The 22458-nt window shown below is 65.2% G+C and carries 21 protein-coding genes; 16 read left to right on the forward strand and 5 right to left on the reverse strand.

Annotated features, from left to right (window positions below):
• Positions 1–17: 17 nt before the first annotated feature.
• The 5 genes from preA (at position 18) to LXM94_RS15790 (ending at position 6121) form a co-directional block, all read left to right on the forward strand.
• Entirely contained in the window at positions 18–1331 is a 1314-nt protein-coding gene (gene preA, locus LXM94_RS15770; RefSeq protein ID WP_235772425.1) for an NAD-dependent dihydropyrimidine dehydrogenase subunit PreA, read from the forward strand.
• Positions 1332–1472: 141 nt separating this feature from the next.
• Positions 1473–1844, forward strand: coding sequence for a VOC family protein (locus LXM94_RS15775; RefSeq protein ID WP_235772426.1), 372 nt, complete (start codon positions 1473–1475; stop codon positions 1842–1844).
• Positions 1845–2060: 216 nt separating this feature from the next.
• The gene (locus LXM94_RS15780; protein ID WP_235772427.1) at positions 2061–3713 is read left to right on the forward strand and encodes an adenylate/guanylate cyclase domain-containing protein; all 1653 of its coding nucleotides are present in this window, start codon (positions 2061–2063) and stop codon (positions 3711–3713) included.
• A gap of 112 nt (positions 3714–3825) precedes the next feature.
• Positions 3826–4752 (forward strand): DMT family transporter, encoded by a 927-nt coding sequence (locus LXM94_RS15785; protein ID WP_235772428.1) that lies wholly within the window; start codon positions 3826–3828, stop codon positions 4750–4752.
• A 142-nt stretch (positions 4753–4894) separates the two neighbouring features.
• Positions 4895–6121 (forward strand): OpgC family protein, encoded by a 1227-nt coding sequence (locus tag LXM94_RS15790; protein WP_235772429.1) that lies wholly within the window; start codon positions 4895–4897, stop codon positions 6119–6121.
• A gap of 29 nt (positions 6122–6150) precedes the next feature.
• Here the strand turns inward: LXM94_RS15790 and rutR are convergent, their stop codons facing one another.
• Entirely contained in the window at positions 6151–6816 is a 666-nt protein-coding gene (gene rutR, locus LXM94_RS15795; protein WP_235772430.1) for an HTH-type transcriptional regulator RutR, read from the reverse strand.
• A gap of 266 nt (positions 6817–7082) precedes the next feature.
• Here rutR and LXM94_RS15800 point away from each other — a divergent pair, with 266 nt between their 5' ends.
• From LXM94_RS15800 to hydA, 3 genes are read left to right on the forward strand one after another with little or no spacing between them, the layout of a single operon-like run.
• Positions 7083–8333: a Zn-dependent hydrolase gene (locus tag LXM94_RS15800; RefSeq protein WP_235772431.1), complete on the forward strand. Its 1251-nt coding sequence runs from the start codon at positions 7083–7085 to the stop codon at positions 8331–8333.
• On the forward strand, positions 8330–8767 hold the full coding sequence (locus LXM94_RS15805; protein WP_235772432.1) for a hypothetical protein: 438 nt from the start codon (positions 8330–8332) through the stop codon (positions 8765–8767). Before LXM94_RS15800 ends, LXM94_RS15805 begins: the two co-directional genes overlap by 4 nt.
• Positions 8764–10218, forward strand: coding sequence for a dihydropyrimidinase (gene hydA / locus LXM94_RS15810; RefSeq protein ID WP_235772433.1), 1455 nt, complete (start codon positions 8764–8766; stop codon positions 10216–10218). The genes LXM94_RS15805 and hydA overlap by 4 nt, the downstream gene beginning before the upstream one ends.
• A gap of 23 nt (positions 10219–10241) precedes the next feature.
• Here the strand turns inward: hydA and LXM94_RS15815 are convergent, their stop codons facing one another.
• Positions 10242–10655, reverse strand: coding sequence for a cupin domain-containing protein (locus tag LXM94_RS15815; protein ID WP_235772434.1), 414 nt, complete (start codon positions 10653–10655; stop codon positions 10242–10244).
• Positions 10656–10779: 124 nt separating this feature from the next.
• Between LXM94_RS15815 and LXM94_RS15820 the strand changes: the two genes are divergently transcribed.
• The 8 genes from LXM94_RS15820 (at position 10780) to LXM94_RS15855 (ending at position 20513) form a co-directional block, all read left to right on the forward strand.
• Positions 10780–11577 (forward strand): ABC transporter ATP-binding protein, encoded by a 798-nt coding sequence (locus LXM94_RS15820; RefSeq protein ID WP_235772435.1) that lies wholly within the window; start codon positions 10780–10782, stop codon positions 11575–11577.
• Entirely contained in the window at positions 11577–11912 is a 336-nt protein-coding gene (locus LXM94_RS15825) for a hypothetical protein (protein ID WP_235772436.1), read from the forward strand. Before LXM94_RS15820 ends, LXM94_RS15825 begins: the two co-directional genes overlap by 1 nt.
• A 4-nt stretch (positions 11913–11916) precedes the next feature.
• Positions 11917–12801 (forward strand): ABC transporter permease, encoded by an 885-nt coding sequence (locus LXM94_RS15830; RefSeq protein ID WP_235772437.1) that lies wholly within the window; start codon positions 11917–11919, stop codon positions 12799–12801.
• The gene (locus tag LXM94_RS15835; protein ID WP_235772438.1) at positions 12798–13667 is read left to right on the forward strand and encodes an ABC transporter permease; all 870 of its coding nucleotides are present in this window, start codon (positions 12798–12800) and stop codon (positions 13665–13667) included. The genes LXM94_RS15830 and LXM94_RS15835 overlap by 4 nt, the downstream gene beginning before the upstream one ends.
• 18 nt (positions 13668–13685) lie before the next feature.
• The gene (locus LXM94_RS15840; RefSeq protein ID WP_235772439.1) at positions 13686–14678 is read left to right on the forward strand and encodes an ABC transporter substrate-binding protein; all 993 of its coding nucleotides are present in this window, start codon (positions 13686–13688) and stop codon (positions 14676–14678) included.
• Positions 14679–15032: 354 nt separating this feature from the next.
• Positions 15033–16232 carry an efflux RND transporter periplasmic adaptor subunit gene (locus LXM94_RS15845; protein WP_235772440.1) on the forward strand — a complete coding sequence of 400 codons (1200 nt, stop codon included), beginning with the start codon at positions 15033–15035 and terminating at the stop codon, positions 16230–16232.
• 143 nt (positions 16233–16375) lie between these two features.
• The gene (locus LXM94_RS15850) at positions 16376–19693 is read left to right on the forward strand and encodes an efflux RND transporter permease subunit (protein WP_235772441.1); all 3318 of its coding nucleotides are present in this window, start codon (positions 16376–16378) and stop codon (positions 19691–19693) included.
• Positions 19694–19826: 133 nt separating this feature from the next.
• The gene (locus tag LXM94_RS15855; protein WP_235772442.1) at positions 19827–20513 is read left to right on the forward strand and encodes a Crp/Fnr family transcriptional regulator; all 687 of its coding nucleotides are present in this window, start codon (positions 19827–19829) and stop codon (positions 20511–20513) included.
• A gap of 36 nt (positions 20514–20549) precedes the next feature.
• Here the strand turns inward: LXM94_RS15855 and ureG are convergent, their stop codons facing one another.
• Genes ureG through ureE form a run of 3 tightly spaced genes read right to left on the reverse strand, consistent with a single transcriptional unit; the run spans position 20550 to position 22356 of the window.
• Positions 20550–21164 carry an urease accessory protein UreG gene (gene ureG, locus LXM94_RS15860; protein WP_235772443.1) on the reverse strand — a complete coding sequence of 205 codons (615 nt, stop codon included), beginning with the start codon at positions 21162–21164 and terminating at the stop codon, positions 20550–20552.
• A 60-nt stretch (positions 21165–21224) separates the two neighbouring features.
• Entirely contained in the window at positions 21225–21908 is a 684-nt protein-coding gene (locus LXM94_RS15865) for an urease accessory protein UreF (RefSeq protein WP_235772444.1), read from the reverse strand.
• Positions 21889–22356 carry an urease accessory protein UreE gene (ureE, locus tag LXM94_RS15870; protein ID WP_235772445.1) on the reverse strand — a complete coding sequence of 156 codons (468 nt, stop codon included), beginning with the start codon at positions 22354–22356 and terminating at the stop codon, positions 21889–21891. The genes LXM94_RS15865 and ureE overlap by 20 nt, the downstream gene beginning before the upstream one ends.
• Between the last annotated feature and the right edge of the window lie 102 nt (positions 22357–22458).

Genomic DNA, 22458 nt, shown 5'->3' on the forward strand with positions numbered 1-22458 from the left:
TGAAGGGAGGATGAGACATGGCTGATCTTCGCAACACTTTTGTCGGTATCAAGTCGCCCAACCCCTTCTGGCTCGCCTCGGCGCCGCCGACCGACAAGGCCTACAATGTCGAGCGCGCCTTCAAGGCTGGCTGGGGCGGCGTGGTCTGGAAGACGCTCGGCGAGGAAGGCCCGCCGGTCGTCAACGTCAACGGCCCGCGCTACGGCGCGATCTGGGGCGCCGACCGCCGGCTTCTCGGCCTCAACAACATCGAGCTCATCACCGACCGCGACCTCTATACCAACCTGCGCGAAATGAAGCAGGTGAAGATGAACTGGCCGGATCGGGCCCTGATCACCTCGATCATGGTGCCCTGCGAGGAAGAGGCCTGGAAGGCGATCCTGCCGCTCGTCGAGCAGACGGGTGCGGACGGCATCGAGCTCAACTTCGGCTGTCCGCACGGCATGTCAGAGCGCGGCATGGGGGCCGCGGTCGGCCAGGTGCCGGAATATATCGAGATGGTCGTTCGCTGGTGCAAGCAGTACACGCGCATGCCGGTGATCACCAAGCTGACGCCGAACATCACCGACATCCGCAAACCCGCCCGCGCGGCCCATGCCGGCGGCACCGACGCCGTCTCGCTGATCAACACGATCAACTCGATCACCTCGGTCAATCTCGATACCTTCTCGCCGGAACCCTCGATCGACGGACGCGGCAGCCATGGCGGTTATTGCGGCCCTGCCGTCAAGCCGATCGCACTCAACATGGTGGCCGAGATCGCCCGCGATCCGGAGACCCGCGGCCTGCCGATCTCCGGCATCGGCGGCATCACCACCTGGCGGGACGCGGCCGAGTTCCTGGCGCTCGGCGCCGGCAATGTGCAGGTCTGCACGGCGGCCATGACCTACGGCTTCAAGATCGTGCAGGAGATGATCACCGGGCTTTCCGACTGGATGGATGCCAAGGGCCACCGCTCGCTCGACGACATCTGCGGCCGCGCCGTGCCGAACGTCACCGACTGGCAGTATCTCAACCTCAACTACGTCGCCAAGGCGCGCATCGACCAGGATGCCTGCATCAAATGCGGCCGCTGTCACATCGCCTGCGAGGACACCTCGCACCAGGCGATCACGCAGTTCGTCGATGGCGTCCGGCATTTCGAGGTGATGGAGGACGAGTGCGTCGGCTGCAATCTCTGCGTCAACGTCTGCCCGGTCGAGAACTGCATCACCATGGTCGGCCTCGATGCCGGGACGCTGGACCAGCGGACCGGAAAACCCGTCGATCCGAACTATGCCAACTGGACGACGCACCCGAACAACCCGATGGCGCGGCAGGCCGCCGAGTGATCCGGCGCCGGCGCCCGCCGGCCGTCGAAATCCTGCCAGAGTGCCGGGGGAAGGCCCCCGGCGCTTTTCATTTCAGCGCCTCTCTTGGTGACGGAACACCGCGGCGCTATCCTGCGATGCTCGCCGTCTCGGGAGGTGGATATGGAGACAGTCACCGGAATAGGCGGACTTTTCTTCCGCAGCCGCGATCCGGATGCGCTGGCGCGCTGGTACGAAACACATCTCGGCATCAAATGCGTGCCGTCGAGTTATGACGAGCAGCCCTGGCAGCAGGAGGCCGGTTCCACGGTCTTCGCGCCGTTCATGCAGGCGACCGACTATTTCGGACGTCCGGAACAGGCCTGGATGGTGAATTTCCGCGTCCGCGATCTCGACGCCATGGTCGCTCAGCTCCAGGCGGCCGGCATCGACGTGACCATCGATCCGGAGGCTTATCCGAACGGCCGCTTTGCAAGAATTGTCGATCCGGAAGGCAATCCGATCGAGCTGTGGCAGCCCTTTCCATCCGGATGATCGAGCTTTCGCAAAGAGCTGCAGACGACACTGACGGGGCCGCGAGCCGCCGGCATGACGCCGACGCGTGAAATCGTCACGACCCGACGGCGCGGTCCGTTTCACGCGATCGTGAAACGGACCGTCAACCAATAACGCCTTGCCGGCGGGCGCGCACTCGTAAATAGGTCATAAATCGGAGGAAGGGACACTCCGGACACGATACGGGTAGAGCGCTTGAAGATCATTGCCAGGTTCAGCCGCCGGAAGGCCCATCTGTTGTCCGGCGCCGTGCTGGGCGTTTTCGTCCTGACCCATTTCGCCAACCACGCGCTCGGCCTGATCTCCGTGGAACTGATGGAACTGGCGCGGCATCCCTTCAACGCGTTCTGGCGAAGCTGGCCCGGCACCGTTGCGCTCTATGGCGCACTCACGGTGCATTTCGTGCTCGCCCTCGACAGCCTCTATCGGCGGCGCACGTTGCGCATGCCGGCGGCGGAGGCCGCAAAGATCGTGCTCGGACTTGCTTTGCCCTTCCTCATCCTGCCGCATGTGGTGGCGACCCGCGTCGAACATGTCCTGACCGGCTTCGACGTCGGGTATCCCGAAATGCTGCGCAATCTCTGGGCTTCCACGGGCAATACCGTCCGGCAGTCCGTCGCCTTGCTGGTCGCCTGGAGCCATGCCTGCCTCGGCATGTGGTTCTGGATGCGGGGACGGAGCTGGTTTCCGCGCTACGCCGTTCCGCTCTACACGTTTGCCGCGGCCATGCCGGTACTCGCCCTCCTCGGCTTCTATACCGGCGCGCGACTCGTGCCGCCCGCCGTTCCGTCCGATTCGTGGTTCCGCGCCTTCCGGGCGGACCCCAAGCTCCTCGGCGAGATCAGGCTGGGGCTCACCGCCATGCTGGCCTCGCTTGTCGGCCTCACGTTCATCCTGCGCGCCTTGCCCGCCTCGGGGCGCGTACGCGTGCGCTATCCAAACGGCAAGGTCGTCACCGTCGATCCCGGCTTCAGCGTCCTGGAGGCGAGCCGCTCTGCAGGAATCCCGCATGCGGCGATCTGCGGCGGTCGCGGCCGGTGCTCGACATGTCGCGTCCGGGTGCTGGACGGTTTGGAGAACCTGCCGCCACCGGGCCAGGCGGAACAGGCCACCCTCGCCCGCATCGGCGCCCCTGCCACCGTGCGGCTCGCCTGCCAGCTCCGGCCGACGCAGGACCTCACAGTTTCCCCGCTCATCGACGTGGAGAATCTCGGGCTCGGAGGCCGCGTCGCCGGAGAGGACGATGCCGGACGCGAGCGGCGGGTCGTCGTGCTGTTCTGCGACATCCGGCAGTTCACGACGCTTGCCGAACAGAAGCTGCCCTACGACACGGTGTTCCTGCTCAACCGCTATTTCGCCGTCGTCGGCGAAGCGGTCAGGGAGAGCGGCGGGGCCATCGACAAGTTCGTCGGTGACGGGGCAATCGCGCTGTTCGGTCTCGACACCGGTTTCGACGCGGCCTGCCGCCAGGCGCTGCGGGCCGCGCAACGAATCGCCGAGGGCGTGGAAAACCTCAGCCGGACCCTGAAGGCGGATCTCGACCAGCCGCTGCGCATCGCGATGGGACTTCACGGCGGCCCGGCGGTGGTGGGTCGGATCGGCCACGGCCAGGCAACCTCGCTGACCGCGATCGGCGACACGATCAACACGGCGAGCCGGCTCGAAGGGCTCGCCAAGCAGCACGACGTGGAACTCGCCGTTTCCTCCATCGTCGTCGACCGGGCCGGCGTCGTGCCCGAAAACCAGGAGCGGCAGGAGATCAGCCTTCGGGGCCGCACCGCGCCGCTCGAGACCTGGATCATTCGCCATGTCCGGGAACTCGCGCTGCCCGGCACGCCTGCTGCCTGACGCCGCAGGACCGTATCGCACCATTCTCGCGGTCGACATGCTTTCCCACTGGAGGTGCACGCATTTTTGGCCTATTGCCATGCGCCGAAGACGCCATTTTCGGATCCCCGCATTGAAACAGGACGTAAGACCCTCCTCGGCGAACCGCCATGCGACCGGCCGCGAGAAGCTGCGCGGGCATCTTGCCATGCTGCTTTTCGCCGTGCTGATCGCCGGATCCTTCTCCTTCGGCGGCATGGCGGCACAGTTCATGGAAGCCGAGCCGTTGACGCTCTGGCGCTACCTCATGACCAGCGTCGTGATGGGTATCATGGCCTTCGCCATCTTCCGCATGCCGACGAAGCGGCCGCGGCAGACCTATCGCTTCGCGGTGCTCGGCGGCCTCATCGCCATCTACATGCTGACGATGTTCACGGCGCTCGAATATACCGATCCCGTCTCGACCGGCGCGGTCTTCACGCTGATGCCGCTGCTCAGCGCCGGCTTCGCCCTCGTGCTTCTCGGCCAGACGACGCGGCCCGGTGTGCTCGGGGCTCTCGTGCTCGCCGCGCTCGGCGCGCTCTGGGTGATCTTTCGCGGCGACCCGGCGGCGCTGCTCGCCTTCGACGTCGGAACCGGTGAACTCATCTTCTTCGTCGGCGTCGTCTGCCACGCCGCCTACGTGCCGCTCATCCGCCGGTACGATCGCGGCGAGCACCCGCTCACCTTCGCCTTCTGGGTGACGATCTTCGCGACGATCTGGCTGAGCTGGCCGGGCACGCCGGGGCTGGTCGCCACCGACTTCCTTTCCCTGCCGCTCAGCGTCTATCTCGCCGTGTTCTATCTTTCGGTCGTGACGACCGCCTTCACCTTCCTGCTGCTGCAATATGCCTCGATGCGCCTGCCGGCGCCGAAGGTGCTTGCCTACGGCTACCTGACGCCGAGTTTCATCATCCTGGTCGAAGGCCTGCTCGGACACGGCTGGGCGAGCCCTTCCGTCCTCATCGGCGCGTTGATGACCGCCGGCGGCCTCGGTCTCATGGCGCTGCTGCCGGACTGAGCCGGCACAGGCTGCCGCAAACAAACCCGGGGATTGCCCCAGGGCCGCCCGATTGAGGCCGTGCTCCGGAACCAAGCTGACATCATCGCGTTACGAATCGGGTGTTAGCTGCCCGACCGTTCTTTCGCCCTGGAGCAGGCCAGTGAAACGTTTCGAGACCATCGACGGCATGCGGGGATATTTTCTCGTCTTCATGCTGATCAACCACCTCGTCTTCGTCGGTGACTACTGGCTGATGGAAGTGAACCACCGCAACCTCGCCTTCGTCGAGGACGCGCAGGGCTTCGTCTTCCTCTCCGGTCTGCTGATCGGCCTCATCTACGCGAAGAAGATGATGAAGAACGGCTATGAGACCGGACGGCAGCTGATCTGGAGCCGGGCGGGCGAGCTCTACCGCTACGCGATGGGCACCGTCATCGCCGTCCTGCTGGTCCAGATGATCCTGCCGGACGCCTACAAGCTCTGGTTCAACTGGCTCGGCTATACGAATTTCGACCAGCCGGTCCGACTCGCCGCCATCGCGACCTTCCTGTTCCAGCCGACCTTCATGGACATCCTGCCGCAATACATCATCTACATGCTCTTCGCGCCGATGCTCATACGGCTCTGCCTCGACGGCAAGTGGGCGCAGGTGCTCGCCGGCTCTCTGCTCGTGTGGATGGCAGGCCAGCTCGGCCTGCAGCGCTTCGCGACCGATCCCCTGAACCAGCTCGCCATGGGTTCGGACGATCAGGGCATCCGCGTCAGCTTCAACCTTCTCGGCTGGCAGATCGTCTTCTTCTCCGCCATGGTCTTCGGCGTGCTGACGGCGCAGAACCGCATCGACTGGCACACGATTTTCTCGCCCGAGCGTACGCTGATCCCGAAGGCCGCGTTCGCGATCTGTGTCTTCTTCCTGCCGCTTCGGCTGGCGACCGCGCATGAGCTCCTGCCCGAATCCGTGCTCGGAAAGTTCGCCACCATGGAAATCCGGGCCGATTTCGGTCCGGTCTATCTGCTGAACTTCCTCGCAGTCGCCTCCGGCATCACATGGCTGATTCTTGCCGGCCCGCATCATCACCGTCCCGCCGTCCGGGCCGTCGCCAATGCCGTCATCTGGGTGTTCAGCCTGCGCTACCTCCGCCTGCTCGGCCGTCACTCCCTGCAGGTCTATGTCTGGCACGTGGCGCTCGTCTATGCCGTCTACTATCTCGACGGCCGCACCGCGGAGCTGTCGGAGCTGACGAAGACGACGATCGCGATCGTTTGCCTCGCCCTTCTCTCGCTGCCGGCCGTCTGGCGCGAACGCGACGAGATTTTCCGAACACGGAGTGCGACGGACGGTCCGGCGACTTCGGGACTGCACCTGCCCGCCAAGCCAAGCGATTGATGCAGGCGGCCCGTGACCTTCGCGTGCGATCAGGCGTGGCCGATAGCCGACGGCTGGTCGCGCACCTCGAGGCCGTTCAGGAAAAGCTGTTCGAGGAAGCGTGCCGCATCCTCGAAGCGCCCCTCGCCTGACTGGTTCTGCCCCAGCACCGCGCGCACCTGCACGTCGAAGTCCGCATAGTGCTGCGTCGTCGACCAGATCGAGAAGATGAGGTGGTAGGGATCGCATTTGGCGATCTTGCCCGCCCTGGCCCAGCTGCGGATGACCGCCGCCTTCTCGTCGACCAGGGATTTCAGCGGCCCCTTGAGCTCGTCCTCGATATTCGGCGCGCCCTGCAGGATTTCGTTCGCGAAAAGCCGGCTCTCGCGCGGAAAGTCGCGCGCCATTTCCAGCTTGCGGCGGATATAGCTGCGGATCTCGGCAACGGGACTGCCCTCGGCATCGAATTCGCGCAGCGGATCGAGCCAGGTGTCGAGCACGCGCGTGATCAGCGCCCGGTGCATCGCCTCCTTGGTGCGGAAATAATAGAGCAGGTTTGGCTTCGACATACCGGCAACCTCGGCGATCTGATCGACGGTCGCGCCGCGGAACCCGTGCAGGGAAAAGACTTCCAGCGCAGCCTCGAGGATCTGCTCCTCCTTCTCCTCCTGGATCCGCGTCCGCCGCTGCGTCTTCGCCGCCCTCGGTAAGACCATGTCGCCCCTCGCCCCCCAACGGCAAAAGTGCCGTCAAATTCACCAGTTTAGCAGGTCGCCATTATTTTGGGCGGCGCCGCCGATTTTTCGGTTTTCGGCCTTGAGTGCCGGAATGGAAATTGTAATGTTTACCAACCGGTCAAATTATCAGCCAGTCGCGCCGCAAAGGCAACTGCTGATCGGAAGGCGAGATCACAAGAAGCGCCACGGGACCGGAGGGAACGACAAAGGGCCGCAGAGGCCCGGGCACAATGGGAGCATTGCACATGGCCGCACCCGGCGAGAACATGCGCGTCAACGCCGACCGCCTGTGGGACAGTCTCATGGAGATGGCGAAGATCGGCCCCGGCATCGCCGGCGGCAACAACCGCCAGACGCTGACCGATGCCGATGCGGAAGGCCGCAGGCTTTTCCAGTCCTGGTGCGAGGCGGCCAGCCTGACCATGGGCGTCGACACGATGGGCACCATGTTCATGACGCGCCCCGGCACCGATCCGGATGCGCTCCCCGTCTATGTCGGGTCGCATCTCGACACCCAGCCGACCGGCGGCAAGTATGACGGTGTGCTCGGCGTGCTTTCGGGTCTCGAAGTCGTGCGCTCCATGAACGACCTCGGCATCCGGACGAAACACCCGATCGTCGTCACCAACTGGACGAACGAGGAAGGCGCACGCTTCGCCCCCGCCATGCTCGCTTCCGGCGTCTTCGCCGGTGTGCACACGCAGGACTACGCCTATCAACGCAAGGATCCGGAGGGCAAGACCTTCGGTGACGAGCTGCAACGCATCGGCTGGGTCGGCGATGAGGAGGTCGGCGCGCGAAAAATGCATGCCTATTTCGAGTACCACATCGAACAGGGCCCGATCCTCGAGGCGGAAGAAAAGCAGATCGGCGTCGTCACGCACTGTCAGGGCCTCTGGTGGCTGGAATTCACGCTGACCGGCCGCGAGGCACATACCGGCTCGACGCCGATGACGATGCGCGTCAATGCCGGCCTCGCCATGGCGCGCATCATGGAGATGGTGCAGGCGGTTGCCATGGAGAACCAGCCGGGCGCCGTCGGCGGCGTTGGCCAGGTGTTCTTCGCACCGAACTCGCGCAACGTGCTGCCCGGCAAGGTGGTCTTCACCGTCGACATCCGCTCGCCCGACCAGGGCAAGCTCGACGGCATGCGCGCGCGCATCGAGAGCGAAGCGGCCGCGATCTGCGCGGCGCTCGGCGTCGGCTGTTCCATCGAAGCCGTCGGCCATTTCGACCCCGTCACCTTCGACCCGACGCTGGTCGCGGCCGTGCGCAAGGCCGCAGAGGATCTCGGCTACAGCCACATGAACCTCATTTCCGGCGCCGGTCACGACGCCTGCTGGGCGGCAAAGGTCGCACCGGCGACAATGATCATGTGCCCGTGCGTCGGTGGCCTGTCGCACAACGAGGCGGAGGACATCTCGAAGGAATGGGCGACCGCCGGTGCCGATGTACTGCTCCATGCGGTGATCGAGACGGCGGGGATTGCGGAATGAGCGCCGACGCGTCCCCTGAAGAAACTGAGGCCGAAGACGAAAGAGCCACGATCGAATATTCCTTCACCATGCGCGTGAACGGCGTTTCGCAGGCTCAAGTCGATGCCTTTGTCGCTGACGTTGAAGATTGGTCGGTAAAGCCCATAGCGGACGGCATCTTCCTCTATCCTCGTGAAGAGGACGGTGTCGGCGGAAATGCCGATGAGTATCTGCACGGCGTCTTCGACCGCCATGACAAGGTGTTCGCCGCCGCCGGGAAGATCGGGACCGCCCGCGAGATCAGCCTTGCAATCTACTTCGACGCGAACCGGGTCGCCGCGGTTTGCCCCAACCTCGACGCGGCAATCATCCGGCGTCTGGCGGATCTGAATTTCTCGCTCGAAATCTGCGTGTTTCCGAGCAGCTTTGAAGACGACGAAGGGACGGAAGAATGAGCACTGTCATCAAGGGCGGGACCGTTGTCACCGCCGATCTCACCTACAGGGCGGACGTCAAGGTGGAGGGCGGCAGGATCGTCGAGATCGGGCCGGACCTTTCGGGCGACGAGACGCTGGACGCTTCCGGCTGCTATGTCATGCCGGGCGGCATCGATCCGCACACCCATCTCGAAATGCCCTTCATGGGCACCTATTCCTCGGACGATTTTGAGAGCGGCACGCGCGCGGCGCTCTCCGGCGGCACGACGATGGTCGTCGATTTCGCGCTGCCCTCGCCCGGCCAGTCGCTGCTGGAAGCGCTGACCATGTGGGACAACAAGACCTCGCGGGCGACCTGCGACTTCTCCTTCCACATGGCGATCACCTGGTGGGGCGAGCAGGTGTTCAACGAGATGGAGACCGTCGTCCGCGACAAGGGCATCAACTCGTTCAAGCACTTCATGGCCTACAAGGGCGCGCTGATGGTGGACGACGACGAGATGTTCCATTCGTTCCAGCGCTGCGCGGAACTCGGCGCGCTGCCGATGGTGCATGCCGAAAACGGCGACATCGTCGCGCAGATGCAGGCAAAGCTCCTGGCCGAGGGCAACAACGGGCCGGAGGCGCACGCCTATTCCCGCCCGGCCGCCGTCGAGGGAGAAGCGACGAACCGCGCCATCATCATCGCCGACATGGCGGGCGCGCCGCTCTATGTGGTGCACACGTCCTGCGAACAGGCGCACGAGGCGATCCGCCGGGCGCGGCAGAACGGCATGCGTGTCTACGGCGAGCCGCTGATCCAGCACCTGACGCTCGACGAGAGCGAATATGCCAATCCCGACTGGGACCACGCCGCGCGCCGGGTGATGAGCCCGCCCTTCCGCGACAAGAAGCACCAGGACTCGCTTTGGGCCGGCCTTGCCGCCGGCTCGCTGCAGGTGGTGGCAACCGACCACTGCGCCTTTACCACCGCGCAGAAGCGCTTCGGCGTCGGCGACTTCACCAAGATCCCGAACGGCACCGGCGGGCTCGAGGACCGGATGCCGATGCTCTGGACGCATGGTGTGGCGACCGGCCGCATCACGATGAACGAGTTCGTCGCCGTGACCTCGACCAACATCGCCAAGATCCTCAACATGTATCCGAAGAAGGGTGCGATCCTCGTCGGAGCCGATGCCGACATCGTCGTCTGGGATCCGAAGCGTTCCAAGACGATCACGGCCAGAAGCCAGCAGTCGGCGATCGACTACAACGTCTTCGAGGGCAAGGCGGTGACCGGCCTGCCGCGCTTCACGCTGACCCGCGGCGTCGTCGCCATTGAGGAATCGACGGTGAAGACCCGCGAGGGCCATGGCGAGTTCGTCAGGCGCGAGCCCTTCACCGCCGTGAACACGGCGCTGTCCACCTGGAAGGAGATCACCGCGCCGCGCAAAGTGCAGCGCAGCGGCATTCCGGCGAGCGGCGTATGACGACAGCGTTCAGGCGCACGTGGTCAGGCCGGAACCAGCGCTTCGAGATGCGGCAGCAGCACCACGCTCTCCTGCTCGTGGGGATCCGTCCGCGCAATGATCGCCGAAGCGGGCGCGTCGGACAGGTTGGCGGGAAGATGCGGCACGCCGGCCGGGATGTAGAACATCTCGCCCGCCCTGACGATCACGTGATGCTCGAGGTTGTCGCCGTACCAGGTGTGCGCCTCGCCCGACAGCATGTAGATCGCCGTCTCGTGGCTCTCGTGCATATGCGCCTTGGCCCGGCCGCCCGGCGGGATCGTCAAAAGGTGCATGCAGATCGCCGACGACCCCACGCTTTCGCGCGCGATCCCCTCGAAGTAGCTGAACCCCTGCTTGCCGTCATAGGTGCTGCCCGGACGCACAACCCGGCAGGTCGGCTTGTCGGAACTGGTCATCGTTTCCCCCCGAACTCGAATGTGAATTTCCCGTGGCTGATCTGATAATGAACACGATGCCGATTGCAATGCCGGGAGCGGACATGCACTCTGCCGCAAGTGGCGCCGAAGGGCGCAGCGCGAGATGAATGCCATGCCCCAAACCGTTGTTTCCGCCGCCGGTCTCGGCCTCACCTTCGAGACCGGAGACGGCCCGGTTCACGCGCTGACGGGTGTCGACCTGACCGTCGGCAAGGGCGATTTCGTCTCCTTCATCGGCCCCTCCGGCTGCGGCAAGACGACGTTCCTGCGCGTCATCGCCGACCTGGAGAAGCCGACCTCCGGCACGATCACGGTCAACGGCATGACACCGGAGGAAGCGCGCCGCAACCGCGCCTACGGGTATGTCTTCCAGGCGGCGGCGCTCTATCCCTGGCGAACCATCGAGGACAATGTCGCGCTGCCGCTCGAGATCATGGGCTATACATCGGCCGAAAGGAAGGCACGCATCGCCCGCACGCTCGATCTCGTCAATCTTACCGGCTTCGGCAAGAAATATCCCTGGCAGCTCTCGGGCGGCATGCAGCAACGCGCCTCGATCGCCCGCGCGCTCGCCTTCGACGCGGACCTCCTCCTGATGGACGAGCCCTTCGGCGCCCTCGACGAGATCGTGCGCGACCACCTGAACGAGCAGCTCCTGAAGCTCTGGGCGGCGACAGAGAAGACGATCTGCTTCGTCACCCATTCGATCCCGGAGGCCGTCTACCTCTCGACGAAGATCGTCGTCATGAGCCCGCGGCCGGGCCGCGTGACCGACGTGATCGACTCGCCGCTGCCGAAGGAACGCCCGCTCGACATCCGCGAGACCCCCGAGTTCCTCGAAATCGCCCACCGCGTCCGCGAGGGCCTGCGCGCGGGCCACAGCTATGAGGAGCACGTCTGATGAAGCTCCCCTATATCCTCTGGCTCTTCGGCGCGACGGCCGTCTTCATCGGGGCGGCAACGTCGTCCAGGGCCTATGTCGGGACCAGCAACCTGCTTTTCCTGCTGCTCTCCATGGCGCTCTATATCGTCGGCAACCTGATGATGCTGCGGCTGATGCGCGAGGGCGGGCTCGGCCTGGCGATCTCGTTGTCGGCGATCACGCAGCTGCTGCTGATCAACGTCATCGCCTTCCTGTTCTTCGGCGAGCGGCTGAACCCGACGCAGCTTGCGGGCGTCGGGCTCGGCATTCTCGCCATGGGCCTGATGCTGATGCCCACCGCGGCGCGGAGCTGATGCGATGGAGAGGGAAGGATTCGTTCGGGACCGCCTGCTGCCGATCGGGGCCGTCGTCTTCGCACTGCTGGTCGTCTGGTACGTCTTCGTCATGCTCCTCAACATGCCCTTCGAGCGCGACAGCGCGGCACGAGCGGGCGAAACGGCGGGGTTCCTCGAGTTGCTGCCCAACACGATGGTGCAGGAGCGGCCGGTGCTGCCGGCTCCGCATCAGGTGGTCGCCGAACTCTGGGACACGACCGTCAACAAGGCGGTCACCTCCAAGCGCAGCCTCGTCTATCATGCCTGGATCACGCTTTCCGCGACGCTTCTCGGCTTCGTCATGGGCGCCGCGCTCGGCATACTGCTGGCGATCGGCATCGTGCACAACCGCGCGATGGACCGCTCGCTGATGCCCTGGGTGATCGCCAGCCAGACGATCCCGATCCTCGCGATCGCGCCGATGATCATCGTCGTGCTCAATGCCGTCGGCATTTCGGGCCTGATGCCCAAGGCGCTGATCTCGACCTATCTCTCCTTCTTCCCGGTCGTCGTCGGCATGGTGAAGGGCCTGCGCAGCCCGGAGCAGATCCAGCTCGATCTCATGCACACCTACAACGCCTCACCGTCCCAGGCCTTCTGGAAGCTGCGCTGGCCCGCCTCCATGCCCTATCTCTTCACCTCGTTGAAGGTGGCGGTGGCAATCTCGCTCGTCGGCGCCATCGTCGGCGAATTGCCGACCGGCGCCGTCGCGGGCCTCGGCGCGCGCCTGCTCGCCGGCTCCTACTACGGCCAGACGGTGCAGATCTGGTCGGCGCTCTTCATGGCAGCCGGCGTCGCCGCCCTGCTCGTGGCCATCGTCGGCCTTGCCCATTCGGCGGTGCTCAGGCGCATGGGGGCCCGGCCATGAACGTCGCCGTGCTTGCCGCCACCGCCGTTTTCTGGCTTGCCGCCTGGGTCTTCAACGAATGGCTGGTCCGGCGTCGATTCGCGAACCACACCGCCGAGCGCGCCGCACGCCTTGCGGTGCCGCTGGTCTTCGGCATCACGATCCTCGTCATCTGGGAAGGGCTCGTGCGCGGCTTGAACATTCCCTCCGTGCTGCTGCCGGCGCCGACGATGATCTGGGTCCGGCTCGTGAATTCGGTGCCGACCCTCTGGGCGGATTTCCGCCAGACATTCCTCAAGTCGGTGCTGGTCGGCTATGCGCTCGGCTGCGGCCTCGGTTTCCTCGTCGCGATCCTCATCGACCGTTCGCCCTTCCTGCAGAAGGGGCTGCTGCCGCTCGGCAATTTCGTCTCGGCGCTGCCGGTCATCGGCGTGGCGCCGATCATGGTGATGTGGTTCGGCTTCGACTGGCAGTCCAAGGTCGCCGTCGTCGTCATCATGACTTTCTTCCCCATGCTGGTGAACACCGTCGCGGGTCTCGCCGCAGCCAGCCACATGGAGCGCGACCTGATGCGCACCTATGCGGCGGACTGGTTCCAGACGCTGGTGAAGCTCCGGCTTCCCGCCGCCTGGCCCTTCATCTTCAACGCGCTGAAGATCAACTCGACGCTGGCGCTGATCGGCGCCATCGTCGCCGAGTTCTTCGGGACGCCCATCGTCGGCATGGGCTTCCGGATTTCCACGGAAGTGGGCCGCATGAATGTCGACATGGTCTGGGCCGAAATCGCGGTCGCCGCGGTGGCTGGCTCCACCTTTTACGGATTCGTAGCGCTCGCCGAGCGCGCGGTCACGTTCTGGCATCCGTCTGTCCGCGGTGGACAGGCGTAACAATAAGAGGGAACCGACATGAAAACGAAAATCGCATCCATGCTAATGGCGAGCGCCTTCTCGCTCGTCGCCTTCCAGGCCCAGTCGGCCGACAAGGTGACGCTGCAGTTGAAGTGGGTGACCCAGGCCCAGTTCGCCGGCTACTACGTCGCCAAGGACAAGGGATTCTACGAGGAAGAAGGCCTCGACGTCGAGATCAAGCCGGGCGGACCGGACATCGCGCCGGCCCAGGTGATCGCCGGCGGCGGTGCCGACGTCATCGTCGACTGGATGCCCTCCGCTCTCGCCAGCCGCGAGAAGGGCGTCGCGCTCGTCAACATCGCCCAGCCCTTCAAGTCCTCCGGCATGATGCTGACCTGCCTCAAGGAATCGGGCGTCGCCACTCCTGCCGACTTCAAGGGCAAGACGCTCGGCGTCTGGTTCTTCGGCAACGAATACCCGTTCCTGTCCTGGATGAGCCAGTTGAAGATCCCGACCGACGGCGGCGCCGAGGGCGTGACCGTGCTGAAGCAGGGCTTCAACGTCGATCCGCTGATCCAGAAGCAGGCGGCCTGCATCTCCACAATGACCTACAACGAATACTGGCAGGTCATCGACGCCGGCATCAAGGCCGAGGACCTCGTGACCTTCAAATACGAGGACCAGGGCGTCGCGACGCTCGAGGACGGCCTCTATGCCCTGGAGGACAAGCTCGCAGATCCGGCTTTCAAGGAAAAGATGGTCAAGTTCGTCCGCGCCTCCATGAAGGGCTGGAAATACGCCGAGGAGAACCCGGACGAAGCCGCCGACATCGTGCTCGATAACGACTCCACGGGTGCGCAGACCGAAGCGCACCAGAAGCGCATGATGGGCGAGATCGCCAAGCTGACGGCCGGCTCCAACGGCACGCTCGACGAGGCGGACTACAAGCGCACCGTCGCGTCGCTGCTTGCCGGCGGCTCGGATCCCGTCATCTCCAAGGAGCCGGAAGGCGCCTGGACGCATGAGGTTACGGACGCTGCCCTGAAATAACGGTGCCGCCGCGAAACATCCCGGGCGCGTGACCTCCGGGCGCGCGCCCGAACTATTAACGGTATTAAGTCTATGCTCCCGCTTCACTTTTACGCGGCCGTTCCGGTTGCGTCGCAACAAACCGAAATATAAGTTAATGAGGCACCATCCTGTCGCTCTCTTGTAAGGCGAAAGACTTCCCACTAAATAGGCCGGACAGTGTAGCGCTGGCCTTGTGGAAGGTCATCGGGGAGGACCGCAATGAGCGATGAGACGCCCCGTCATCAGGCGACGACAACGAACCGGGCGGCGACAGGACGGTCCATAGCGTCCCGAAGGCGCCTGCAGAGCGATCATTCGAGAAAGAGCTGGCCGATGGCTCGCGCGTACCGACATACCGTTTTCCTGTCGCTGGCCGCGCTTCTTGCCGCCGCCTTGCCCTTGCAGGCTGCCGAGCCGGCGGTCTCGTCCGGTCAGGTCGCTGCCCAGAACCTGCCGGCCATCGTGGTGACCGCCGTGCACGAACAGGCGCTCGTCGACCGGGTGATCGTGTCGGGCGATGTCCGCGCGGTCCATGAGGTCTATGTCGCCCCCCTGATCGAAGGTCAGTCGATCCGCACGATCAATGCCGATGTCGGCGACACGGTCGAAGCCGGCGCGGTGCTCGCCACGCTCAACGACGACGCGCTCCTCCTCGAGCGCAGCCAGCTGAATGCCACGCTCGCCAAGGCCGAAGCGTCGCTGTCGCAGCTCAGGGCGCAACTCGCGGAGGCGAAGGCCAATTCCGACGAGGCCGAACGGGTGCGCGCCCGCTCCGTCAAGCTGTCGAAATCGGGCTCGATGTCGCAGGCGACCGCCGACCAGGCCACCGCTTCGGCAATCGCCGCCTCGGCGCGGGTTACCTCGGCCGAGCATGCCATCACGGTGGCGGAAGCCGATATCAAGGTCGTCGAGGCGCAGATCGCCGACGTCGACCTCAAGCTGGTGCGCACCGAAGTCAAGGCGCCCGTCGCGGGCATCATTGCCTCGAAGACGGCGAAGGTTGGGGCGATTGCCGCCGGCGCCGGCGAACCGCTGTTCTCGATGATCCGCGACGGCGCAATCGAGCTCGAGGCCGACGTGCCGGAGAGCGCCATCTTGAAGCTCGCGGTCGGCCAGAAGGCAAAGATCGCGCTTGCCGGCGGTGAACGCACGCTCGGCGGCAGCATCCGCCTGGTCGAGCCGACGATCGACCCGCAGACGCGCCTCGGCACCGTGCTTCTCTCCTTCGACGAGCCGGAAAAGGCCCGCGTCGGCATGTTCGCCAGCGCCGAGATCATTACAGAGGAGAAGACGAGCACCGTGCTGCCTCTCTCCGCGGTCACCACCTCTTCCGAGGGCTCGTTCGTCCGCAAGGTCGAGGACGGTGTCGTCAAAATGGTCAAGGTCGAAACGGGCATCCAGGACGGCCAGGTGATCGAGATCATCAACGGGCTCGCTGCCGGCGACGAGGTCGTCGCGAAGGCGGGCGCCTATGTGCGCGACGGCGACCGGATCAACCCGATCAGGACCGGCGACAGCGTCGCATCGAACTGACGAACGGCCCCGCGAGAAGGGCCGGATACGAACTGAGGCATGACGATCGGGCCGGCGCGGAGCCGGCCGCAGGCGTCGCCGGGATGTCTGCCCGTCGTGGCCATCCCTTTTTTGAAGGCCCAGAAGACAGGAACACGGGGACGATGAACTTTTCAGCTTGGTCCATTCGCAATCCGGTTGCGCCGCTGCTTGCGTTCTTCCTGCTGTGCTATGTCGGCATCCAGTCGTTCTACAGCCTGCCGATCACGCGCTTCCCCAACATCGACGTGCCGGTCATCGCCGTCACCGTGACCCAGAGCGGCGCGGCTCCGGCCGAGCTCGAGGTGCAGGTCGCCAAGGAAATCGAGGATGCGGTCGCCGGTATCGCCGGCGTCGACGACATCATGTCGACCGTCACAGACGGCAGTTCGGTCACCTCGGTGCTCTTCGAGATCGAGGTGCCGACGAACCAGGCGCTGCAGGACGTCAAGGACGCGATCGACCGCATCCGCAGCGACCTGCCGGCCTCCGTCGATGAACCGGTCGTGACCAAGATCGACGTCGAGGGCCAGGCGATCCAGACCTTCGCGGTCTCCTCGCCCAACATGACCCTCGAGGAACTCTCCTGGTTCGTCGACGATACGGTGAAGCGCGCGCTGCAGGGCCAGACCGGCATCGGCAAGATCGACCGCTACGGCGGTGCCGACCGCGAGGTACGGGTCGATCTCAACCCGGACAAGCTGAACGCCTTCGGCATCTCCGCCGCCGACGTCAACCGCCAGATTCGCAGCATGAATGCCGATGTCGGTTCCGGTCGCGGCCAGATCGCCGGTGCCGAACAGGCGATCCGCACGCTCGGCGACGCCCGCTCGGTCGAAAAGCTCTCCGACACGGTGATCTCGCTTCCGAACGGCAGGTTTGTCCGGCTGTCCGACCTCGGCCGCGTCACCGACACCTATGAGGAGCCGAAGTCCTTCGCGCGCTTCAACGGTACGCCCGTCGTCACCTTCGCGGTCTTCCGCTCGAAGGGCGCAAGCGAGGTCACCGTCGCCGAATCCGTCGACAAGGCGCTGGCGACCGTGCGGGAGAAGAATCCCGACGTCTCGATCGAACTCGTCGACGATGCGGTCTATTTCACCTATGGCAACTACGAGGCGGCGCTGCACACGCTGATCGAGGGCGCGCTGCTTGCCGTCATTGTCGTGCTCCTCTTCCTGCGGAACTGGCGTGCGACGCTCATCTCGGCTGTCGCGCTGCCCCTGTCGGCGATCCCGACCTTCTTCGTCATGGACCTCTTGGGCTTCTCGCTCAATCTGGTGAGCTTCCTCGCCCTGACGCTTGCCACCGGTATTCTGGTCGACGACGCGATCGTGGAAATCGAGAACATCGCGCGGCACATCAAGATGGGCAAGACGCCGTACCGGGCGGCGATCGAGGCGGCCGACGAGATCGGCCTCGCCGTGATCGCGACGACCTTCACCATCATCGCCGTCTTCGTGCCCGTCTCGTTCATGCCGGGCATACCGGGCCAGTACTTCATCCAGTTCGGCCTCACTGTGGCGGTCTCGGTGTTCTTCTCGCTGATGGTGGCGCGGCTGGTCACGCCCGTGATGGCCGCCTACCTGATGCGTTCCGGCGATGCGGACGGCCACGGCGAGGAGAAGGAAGGCGTCTTCATGCGCGGCTATACCCGGCTCGTCACGATCACGACCGGTCACTGGTACAGCCGCTATGCGACGCTTTTGGCGGCCGTCGCCTTCCTCGTCGGTTCCGTCATGCTGCTTGCCACGGTGCCCGGCAGCTTCCTGCCGCCGGAAGACGCCTCCCGCGTCGTCCTGTCAATCGAACTGCCGCCCGACGCGATGCTGGAAGACACCGACCGGACGGTTGCGGGCATCTACGATCGCGTCAAGGATATTGACGGCGTCGAGAGCGTCTTCATCCTCGGCGGCGCGTCGCCGAAGGGCGACCTTGAACTGCGCCGCGCGTCGGTGACCGTGATCCTCGACAAGCTCGACCACTCGCTGGTGCGCAAGCTCGTCAACGATGTCGCGGGCCGGATCCCGGTGATCGGCGCCTTCGTCCCGAAGGTCGAGGCCCACGGCCGCGTCAGACCACAATGGGATATCGAGAAGGAAATTTTCGCGGCGCTGCGCGACGTTCCCGACGTGCGCGTCATCAAGCTCAACGACCGCGGCGAGCGTGACCTCTCCTTCAACCTGCTGTCCAACAACGAGGCGGATCTCAATGCCACCGTCGCCGCGCTGGAATCCAAGCTGCGCGCCGATCCGGTGCTGTCCAACGTCAGCTCCGAGGGCTCGTTGCCGCGGCCGGAACTTCAGATCCGCCCGCGCGACGACCAGATGGCGCGTTTCGGCATCACCACGTCGCAGATCTCCGAGGTCATCCGCGTCGCGACCATCGGCGACATCGATTCGCAGCTGAGCAAGATGTCGCTCGACGACAGGCTAATCCCGATCCGCGTGCAGGTCGATCGCAGCTTCCGCGCCGATCTCGCCTCCATCCGCGACCTGAAGATCCAGACGGCCGCGGGTGCCGTGGTGCCGCTGGCAAGCGTCGCCGACATCGATTATTCGGAAGGCCCGAGTTCCATCAAGCGGCACGACCGCAATCGCGTCGTGTCGATCGGGTCGGACCTCCGGCAGGGTGTCGCCCTCGATACGGCAAGCGCCCGGTTCAAGGAAATCGCCAACGGCATCGACATGCCGCCGACCGTGCAGTTCCTGGAAAGCGGCGATGCCGAGGTACAGGCAGAAATGCAGCAGAGCTTTGGCAACGCGATGCTGCTCGGCCTCCTGCTGGTGCTGATGGTTCTGATCCTGCTCTTCAAGGACGTGATCCAGCCCTTCACCATCCTGTTCTCGCTGCCGCTCGCGATCGGCGGCGTGGCGGCCGGTCTCATCCTGACGCAGAACGCGCTCTCCATGCCGGTGCTGATCGGCATCCTGATGCTGATGGGCATCGTCACCAAGAACGCCATCCTGCTCGTCGATTTCGCCATCGAAATGATGCACCGGGGCATGGAGCGCAAGCTCGCCATGGTGGAAGCCGGCCGCAAGCGCGCCCGGCCGATCATCATGACCTCGATCGCCATGTCGGCGGGCATGCTGCCCTCGGCGCTCGGCGTCGGCGAAGGCGGCTCGTTCCGCGCCCCGATGGCCATCGCGGTGATCGGCGGCATCATCGTCTCCACCGTGCTGTCGCTCGTCGTCGTGCCGTCGTTCTTCCTCATCATGGACGACCTGTCGCGCCTGCTCGGCTGGATGTTCGGCCGGTTCATCGGCAAGAAGGACGACGAAGCCGAACCGATGGACGCCGAAACGCTGACGAAGATCGCGGGCGAGAACGCCCAGTCGATCGAAACGATGCAATCGCGTCTGGACAGGCTCGAAAAGCAGGTCAAAGCGGGCGACAAGAAACCGTTCAGCGTCGTCCACACCTCTTCCCTGGCCGCAGAATAGTGTCGGCGGCCGCCATGGTTGCGGCCCCGCCCTTTCCTTTCCAGTGTTGATCGAAGTCAATTCGCTTGCCCCCGCAACGGGATACCGTCTCCGCATGGGAATAGGTCTGCTGCGGAGCGGAGGCGTGAAATCGATGAACAGGATTTTGAGACTGGGGATCAGGGAGCGCGACGTCCTCATGCAGTCGCCCCTCTTCTCGCGGCTCGGCGTGGAGTCCCTTGCCTTGCTGATGGAAATGGCGGTCTTGAGCAGCATCCAGCCGCGGCAGGCGCTGTTTCGCGAGGGCGAGCCCGCCGAGCAGCTCATCTGTGTGCTCGCCGGCTATGTGCGCGTCTTCCGGCTGGATGCCGCGGGACGGGAAGCGGACGTGCAGATTTACGGCGCCGGAGACCTGGTGGGCGCCAGCATCGTGCCCCCCGGCCGGCCCTACCCGCTGAACGCGCAGGCCGCCGAAGGCGGCATGATCGCCCGCTTCGAGACGCGCCGCCTGATGGAAGCGGCCGGCCAGCGGCCGGACATCGCGCTGGCGCTGGCGCATCTGCTTGCCGACCAGCTCGGCACATCGCTCCGGACGATCGCCGACGATCGCCTGCACACCGCGCCGCAGCGCGTCGCCCGCTACCTGCTGGAGAACTGTGCCGCAGATGGCCGGGAGGCAAGCTTCCGCCTGCCCTTCCAGAAAAGCCTGCTCGCCGGCAAACTCGGCCTCGCTCCGGAGGCGCTGTCCCGTGCCTTCTCGATGCTGCGCCAATACGGCGTGAACGTGCGCGGCCGCCTCATTCAGATCGCCGACAAGGAGGCCTTGCGACGGGTCTGTTAAAACAGTCGCGAGTGATCCGCCGGCGACATCGGCCGCTCAGTGCAGGCCGCCCTCGCGCTTGAGGAAGTCGATGATGGTCTCCACGCCGTCGCCGCGCTTCATGTCGGAGAAGACGAAGGGACGGCTGGTGCGCATGCGCGCCGCGTCGGCCTCCATGACCGAAAGATCGGCACCGACATAGGGCGCGAGATCCTTTTTGTTGATCACCAGGAGGTCGGAGCGGGTGATGCCCGGCCCGCCCTTGCGCGGGATCTCCTCGCCCTGGCAGACCGAGATGACGTAGATCGTCAGGTCGGCAAGATCGGGCGAGAAGGTGGCAGCCAGATTGTCGCCCCCCGACTCGATGAAGACGACGTCGAGGTCCGGGATGCGCCGGTTGAGGTCGGCGATCGCCTGCAGGTTGATCGTCGCATCCTCGCGGATGGCGGTGTGCGGGCAGCCGCCGGTCTCGACGCCGACGATGCGGTCGGAGGAGAGCGCCTGCATGCGCACGAGCGCCTCGGCATCCTCCTTCGTGTAGATGTCGTTGGTGACGACGGCGACCGAATAAGTCTCGCGCATCGCCTTGCACAGCTTTTCCGTCAGCGCCGTCTTGCCGGACCCGACCGGTCCGCCGATACCCACCCTGAGCGGGCCGTTGTTCGTGCTCATGTCCTTCACCTTTGGTCGTGGGGCCGGACGACGATCCGCCAGACCCGAATTGATCGGCACCTATGACCGGAACAGCCGTGGTTCAAGGGTTTCGTGCCGGAGGCTCGCGACATCGGCAAGGACCGTCGCCGAGCCGAGGTCATCCAGCATGCTGCAAGCGGCGCGCGCCGCGATACGCGCGAGCAGCGGCTCGATCGCAGCGAGCACCGCCACGCCGTCGCGCTGCCCGATGACCCCGCAACGGATGGCGACCGAAGCGAGGTTCGACACCACCGCATGGAGATAGGCGGCGGCGGACGCTTCCAGCCCCGTCGCATGCGCCCCCGCGACGGCGCCGACCGCCACCGGATAGGCAGTGGAGGAACCGAGCGTTGCGAGCGCCGGATGCGGCCAGGCCGCCGCCGCGGTCAGGAATGCCTCGCCCTGCTGCAGGGACTCGCGATAGCGTTCCCCGGACCCGCACAGTGCGGCCGCCAGCTCCGCCACCGCCGCGAGCCTGCCTTCGTCGCCGGCCGCGCGATAGGCTTCCGCCAGAAGCACCGCATCGTTCCAGAAGCCGCCGTCCCGGAGCAGCGCTTCCAGCCAGTCCCGGAGACCCGTCGCATCCGCCACGGTGCCGTCGTGCACGGCCTGCTCCAATCCGCCGGAATAGCTGAAGGCGCCGATCGGAAAGGCGGGCGACAGCCAGGCCATCAGGCGAAGCAGCGCAACGGTCGGCTGACGCTCAGTGATGATCGTGTCCATGACCGTGACCGCCCGCTGCATGGTAGGCACCGCGCACCGGGTGGAAGGGTTCGCACACCTCCGTGATGGTGGCACCCAGTCCGGCGAGCATGTCGCGGATGACATGATCGCGCAGGATGAGGATGCGCCCCTCCTCAAGCTGTGCCGTCAGATGGCGGTTGCCGAGATGCCAGGCGAGTTCGGTCAGGTGAAGCGTATCGCGCGATCTTATCTCGTAGAGTTCCTCCGGCGCGGCGACGACCTCGATGCAGTCGCCGCTTTCGGTCACGAGCAGGTCGCCATGTCCAAGCTGGACCGGCTCCCTCAGGTCCAGCATCACCACGTCGTCCCCCTTCGTGTGCAGCAGCTTGCGCCGGAGGTGGCGCTGGTCGTGCGTCAGAATGACGACGTCGACGGCGGGCCGATGCTCCGCGCCTTTCGGCAGGATTTCGGTGGAACGATGTGGCATGCGAGGAATCCTGTGCTCAACCGCGGCGCAGACGCCGCTCTCGGGGCAGAAAAGCACTTTTGCACCGCGAAGAAAACCGACTTCGCACCACGCTACGACAAT

Source organism: Rhizobium alarense (assembly GCF_021555155.1).
Lineage (GTDB): Bacteria > Pseudomonadota > Alphaproteobacteria > Rhizobiales > Rhizobiaceae > Rhizobium_D > Rhizobium_D alarense.